The organism is Neobacillus drentensis (genome assembly GCF_036966985.1).
In the GTDB taxonomy this organism is placed as follows: Bacteria; Bacillota; Bacilli; order Bacillales; family Cytobacillaceae; genus Neobacillus; species Neobacillus drentensis_E.
Genome location: NZ_JBALSN010000211.1, coordinates 1 through 5,913 on the forward strand (window position 1 = coordinate 1; position 5,913 = coordinate 5,913).

At 38.3% G+C, this 5,913-nt stretch carries 5 protein-coding genes and 1 pseudogene; all 6 read left to right on the forward strand.

The window, feature by feature from the left end; all coding sequences use genetic code 11:
• Window positions 1-781: pseudogene (locus tag V7659_RS14495) on the forward strand (DUF438 domain-containing protein); the annotation flags it as partial.
• 273 nt (window positions 782-1,054) lie between these two features.
• The gene (locus V7659_RS14500; protein ID WP_335540607.1) at window positions 1,055-2,248 is read left to right on the forward strand and encodes a glucose-1-phosphate adenylyltransferase; all 1,194 of its coding nucleotides are present in this window, start codon (window positions 1,055-1,057) and stop codon (window positions 2,246-2,248) included.
• Between the two features lie 107 nt (window positions 2,249-2,355).
• The gene (locus V7659_RS14505) at window positions 2,356-3,147 is read left to right on the forward strand and encodes an HAD family hydrolase (protein WP_335540608.1); all 792 of its coding nucleotides are present in this window, start codon (window positions 2,356-2,358) and stop codon (window positions 3,145-3,147) included.
• A 179-nt stretch (window positions 3,148-3,326) separates the two neighbouring features.
• Window positions 3,327-3,971 (forward strand): BsuPI-related putative proteinase inhibitor, encoded by a 645-nt coding sequence (locus V7659_RS14510; RefSeq protein WP_335540609.1) that lies wholly within the window; start codon window positions 3,327-3,329, stop codon window positions 3,969-3,971.
• A 296-nt stretch (window positions 3,972-4,267) separates the two neighbouring features.
• Window positions 4,268-5,647, forward strand: a complete 1,380-nt coding sequence (gene brnQ / locus V7659_RS14515) for a branched-chain amino acid transport system II carrier protein (RefSeq protein WP_335540610.1) — start codon at window positions 4,268-4,270, stop codon at window positions 5,645-5,647.
• A gap of 176 nt (window positions 5,648-5,823) precedes the next feature.
• Window positions 5,824-5,913, forward strand: a 90-nt coding sequence (locus tag V7659_RS14520) for a cold-shock protein (RefSeq protein WP_335540611.1), incomplete at its 3' end; no start/stop codon positions are given.

The following is a 5,913-nucleotide window of genomic DNA, read 5'->3' on the forward strand; positions in this document are numbered from 1 at the left end:
ATATTGAAAAGCACTATAGCCGTAAAGAAAATTTGATTTTTCCTTATTTAGAAAAGTACGGGATCTTCGGCCCGACCACCAACATGTGGAGAATTGATGATTTCATTCGGGACGCAATTAAGGATTGCAGGCAGAAACTTGCCAATTATCATGGCGATCAGGAAGCAGTTATTGCCGTTTTAAATTATGTCATTCAAGAGGTAGCAGGGATGATTTATAAGGAAGAGAACATTCTTTTCCCGATGGCCTTAAATAATTTTACGGAAGATGAATGGGTCAAAATTGCCCATGAAAGTGATGAAATTGGTTTTTGCCTGATCGATTCTGCTGAGGTTTGGAAGCCTGAGAGAAAAGCCTTAGAAGAAAAGGCCATCTCTGAAGGGTATATTAAGTTGGAAACAGGGATTCTCTCCTTAAAGCAGCTGGGGCTGTTATTAAACATTTACCAGTGGATATCACTTTTATTGATCACGATGATGTGGTCCGTTATTTCTCACACGGGAAGGAGAGAATATTTGCACGGACGAAAGCGGTCATTGGCAGAACTGTCCAAAACTGTCATCCGCCAAGAAGTGTTCATGTTGTAGAGGAGTTATTGGCAGACTTCAAGTCTGGCAAAAAGGACTGTGAAGATTTTTGGATTAAGTTCAATGATAAATATGTTTACATTCGCTACTTTGCGGTCCGTGATGAGAACGGAAAGTATATCGGTACGCTGGAATTTACCCAAAATATCGATCCAATCAAAGCAATTGAAGGAGAGAAGCGAATCCTAAATTAAGTACAAATATTAAAAGATCTGCCATTTCATTGTCGAGGTGATCGTCAAGAACTGGCAGTTTTTTTGTTATGAAAAAAATTTAGTTTCAAAAATTCCGACAATACTAGCTAATATTAGAGTTTGTGTGCTTTTGGTGTCGATAAAAAAGCTGGTCACTTTCACAAAGCTGTAACAGGTTCAACGGAAAAATGGAAGAAAACGGAGATAATAAAAGTAGATGAAGATGTTATAGATGTTCACATTTAAGGAACTAATTTTACGAGGAGGGTAACAATGAAAAAACAAAAATGGATTGCTTTGTTATTGGCTGGCGGGAAGGGTACAAGGTTAAACCTGCTGACAAAATCACTAGTTAAACCAGCAGTCCCCTTTGGTGGGAAGTACCGCATCATTGATTTTGCCTTGAGTAACTGTAAGAATTCTGGAATTGAGACTGTAGGGATTTTAACGCAATACAGACCCTATGTACTGCATTCTCATCTTGGCCATTGCAGTTATTGGAACTTATATAATCGATATGGGGGCTTGACGATTCTGCCGCCATTTCAACGCAATAGCTCCGGTGTAGAATGGTATGAAGGGACTTCCCATGCTGTATTTCAAAATATTGAATTTATCGAGCAGCATAAGCCAGAGCATGTTCTGATTCTTTCTGCGGACCAAATCTATAAAATGGATTATTCTTTGATGCTTGAACAGCATATTGAAACGAACGCGGATTGTACTATAGCTGTCGTTGAGGTTCCGTGGGAAGATGCCGGCCGCTTTGGACTTATAAAAATGGAGAAGGAAAGCTATAAAATTATCGATTTTGAAGAAAAACCGGAACATCCGACGACGAATTTAGCATCGATGGGTATTTATAATTTCAAATGGCCAGTGTTAAAAGAGTACTTGCTGCAGGAGGAGCAAAAAGAATTTACAAATCGAGACTTTGGCAAGGATATCATTCCTTCAATACTGTGTGATGGACGAGGGCTATATGCCTATTATTTCAACAACTATTGGAAAGATGTGGGGACGGTCCGGAGTTTTTGGGATGCTAATTTAGATCTTTTAAATAAGGAGACAAACATTTTTCTGCAAAATCCGGAGTGGAAAATTCATACTGTCGAAAATAATGCGGAACCTTTATATTTGGATCAATCCGCAAAGGCTCAGCAAAGTTTACTAAGCGAAGGCTGTGAAATATACGGCACAATCGAAAAGTCTGTTGTTTTTAGCGGGGTGAAGGTTGGAAAGGGGGCACGAATCAAGAACGCCGTCATCTTGCCAAATACCATCGTTGAAGAGAACGCTTGGATCGAAAATGCCGTCATCGGCAGCCAAACAGTGATTAAGAATGGTGTCATCCTTGTATCAAAGGATCCAGACGTACATTTAATAGTTGTCGGAAATAATGTTACCGTGGACCCGGCCCTTCACGAATTAACATCCAAAAACAATGTATTAACAATATCATCCTAAAAATCGAATTCTTCCCTTTTGAAATAATAAAAAATTCAGAATCATATATTTTTATTTTGTAAAATGGTAAACTAGTAAAATACATCTTGGACAAGGGGAAGATTACGATGGTTAAAGCGATTTTTTTTGATTTAGATGATACACTGCTTTGGGATCAAAAAAGTGTAAAGGAAGCTTTTGTTGCTACGTGTAAAGTGGCAGAGGAGCGGTCTGGGGTAAATGCGGATCAACTAGAAGAGGCCGTTCGCGATGCTGCGAGAAGCATTTATGCCGGCTATGAATTTTACCCTTTCACGCAAATGATTGGCATCAATCCGTTTGAAGGGCTATGGGGGAACTTTTTAGATGATCAAGATGATTTTAGAAAGATGAAGGAAATGGTGCCTGTCTACCGGAAAGATGCTTGGACAGCTGGTTTGAAAGCAATGGGAGTAGATGACGCTGATTTTGGCTTGGAGCTGGCGGAACGTTTTCCACAGGAACGCAGGAAATTACCATTTGTATATGAGGAATCTTTTAAGATTCTAGATAGGTTGAAAGGAAATTATCAACTGCTATTGTTAACCAACGGTTCACCTGACCTTCAAAAAACAAAATTGGAGATCACGCCGGAGCTGGTTCCATATTTTGACCACATTGTTATTTCAGGGGATTTTGGTAGAGGGAAACCGGACCCGACCATTTTTGAACACGCACTTGAGTTATTGTCGGTTGATAAGGATGATGTCATTATGGTGGGGGATAATCTCATGACCGATATTTTAGGAGCAAATCGTGCAGGAATCAAAACAGTCTGGATTAACCGACATGACAAAGCTAGAAATGAAGTTATTCCTACTTTTGAGATAAAACATTTGGAAGAACTTTTTCCTTTATTAGAGGAATTGAAGTCGAAATAAAACACATATCCTAAAAAAGTTGCCGTACATGTAGGGGGTTATCCTATATTTATGGCAATTTTTTTGTTTTAGATGATTTTGTCGAATTTAATTATTTAAAAAAGATGTAACTATGTTCTTCTTTTCGGCGACTATATGTCTAAGACCAACAAATTCTCTTTTGGAAAAGGGGAGGAAAAATGAGAAACGTTAANNGGTGTGAAACAGAGTCTGCATCAAAGGGGAGCGCAGAAGGTACCAAAACTGAGGTTCCAGAACAGAATGAGATTGCTGCTAAATTTCATGCTACGATCGAAACGAAGCCTGAGAACAATTCAATGATTATTAAGTACAAGGTTAAAAATCTTTCAGAAAAGTCCCAGAAGCTAACGTTTCCTAGCGGGTTAGAGGCAGATTATATTGTTTATAATTTACAAGGGAAGAAAGTCAAACAATATTCGGATGAAGTCATGTCAACGCAAGCCATTAAGATATTAAAGTTAGGAAGTAATCAAGAAATCGCTAAGAAATTTACGATTTCAAGTCTTCCTAATGGCCGCTATAAAATCGAGGTATTCTTAACAGCAAAAGAAGAGGAATCCAAAGTTGTGACCGACTTTATTGTTAAAAATTCGTTTAGCAAAGGGAGCGGTGTGCTCGTTGGCCAAATGGATCCCCATACAATTGAAATCGATATCGAAGGCAAAAAGGTAGCCTTTCAGTTAACGGAGGAAGCCATCAAGCAATTACCGCTATTGAAGGAAGGCAAACAAGTATCATTTTTATATACTGAAAATGAATCTGGACAAAAGTTGATTCAAAAGTTTATTACAGAAACTCCATAAATGTAAGAGGTATATCAAAAAGGCCTTTGCTGAAAATGGGATAAAGGTCTTTTTGTTATCCTAATTGCAAATATCAATTATATTGAAATAGTATATATCTTTTGATTGGAACAGATTGGTATCTTTTGCAGATTATGAAATGATAGTAAAAATGTTATAAATGTATTATTATATTCCTGTCGAAATTATCTAATTAATCTCAAAAATAGGTTGATATTAGGTTGAGAGAATAGTAATATTATTCTCGGATTATATTGAATATTAACGAAAGAAACAACTAGGTAGGAGTAGTTAAAATGCAAAATAAATTACCATTTTCAAGGTATTTCGTTATAGGAGTTATGTTATTTGCCCTATTTTTCGGAGCAGGAAATTTAATTTTTCCGGCGGCACTTGGTCAGAATGCCGGTTCTAACGTTTGGTTGGCCATTACGGGTTTCCTAATTACTGGAATCGGGCTGCCTTTTCTAGGGATTCTCGCAATGGGTTTCTCAGGAAGCAAGAATTTAGAGGAACTGGCAAGCCGTGTCCACCCAGTTTATGGGGTTATTTTTACTTCCCTGCTTTATTTAACGATTGGGCCATTTTTCGCGGCACCAAGGACGGGAGCTGTCGCCTATGATATCGGGATTGCCCCGTTCGTGAGCGAGAGTCATGGCCATGTTGGCTTGTTCGTATTTACCTTACTCTTTTTTATCGTGACCTTGTGGTTTTCATTAAACCCAGCAAAGCTAGTAGATCGCGTAGGCAAAATTCTTTCTCCAGCGATCATTGTACTAATTTTCATCTTATTAGTTATGGTCATTGTCAAACCGCTTGGTTCAATTGAAGCGCCACAAGCTGCTTATGCTAATGGCGCATTTATGAAAGGTTTTATGGAAGGTTATAACACGATGGATGCTCTTGCATCACTTGTATTTGGGATTATCGTTATCAATTCGATTCGTTCAATGGGTGTTACCACCACCCGAGGAATCCTATTAGCTTCAGCTAAATCTGGGTTGATTGCAACGATTTTTCTTGGAATCATTTATGTTGGTGTTGCCTATCTAGGGGCGACGAGCACAAGCGCATTCGGACTTTTTGATACGGGAGGTCCCGTCTTAGGGAAGGCATCTTCCTATTATTTTGGATCGTTCGGAACGGTAATGCTATCAGTTATTATCCTGCTCGCTTGTCTGACTACGAGCATTGGCTTAATGACAGCGTGCGGTGAATACTTCCATACATTGCTTCCTAAGATCAGTTATAAAATGTGGGTGTTGTTTTTTTCACTCGTTTCATTTGTGATTGCAAACTTTGGTTTATCGAATATCATTAATTTTTCCATTCCCGTATTAATGTTGTTATATCCATTGGCGATTGCGTTAATGCTACTGACATTTTTGTCGAAATTGTTTAATCATTCACGAATTGTTTATGCAGCTGTTATTATAGTCACCTTTATGATCAGTATCATTGATGGCTTTAAAACATTCTGCGACCTGCTTGGAATCGAATATTTCGGCTGGCTGGAGAAGATTGTTAACTTTTATGAACGCGTGTTGCCTTTTTATCACAATGGACTGGGTTGGCTGCTGCCGGTTTTGGTTACGATTATCCTAACAGGAAGTATCGTCAGTCTGCAGAATTTTTCATCGGTACGTGTGAAAAACAAAACTGAAAGTGTATCATAATTTTGAAAAACAAAAAGCATTAATAATAATTATTTGCATTTCTAGCAATTCCCTGTTATACTTAGGAAGAATTATTTTTGTTGGTTGTAGGATAATAAGTGCAAAACTTTCTGTCTTAAAGAACTGAGCAAGGATAGTAACACAATGTGTGCTAAGCACACGAGGAGGAAACAACAATGGAACAAGGTAAAGTAAAATGGTTTAATGCAGAAAAAGGTTTCGGATTCATCGAACGCGAAGCAGGAGACGATGTATTCGTACACTTC

Bases quoted from the DNA above. Each gene is read 5' to 3' on its own strand.
- V7659_RS14500 (WP_335540607.1), top strand. From the start codon at position 1,055: ATGAAAAAACAAAAATGGATTGCTTTGTTATTGGCTGGCGGGAAGGGT.
- V7659_RS14505 (WP_335540608.1), top strand. From the start codon at position 2,356: ATGGTTAAAGCGATTTTTTTTGATTTAGATGATACACTGCTTTGGGAT.
- brnQ (WP_335540610.1), top strand. From the start codon at position 4,268: ATGCAAAATAAATTACCATTTTCAAGGTATTTCGTTATAGGAGTTATG.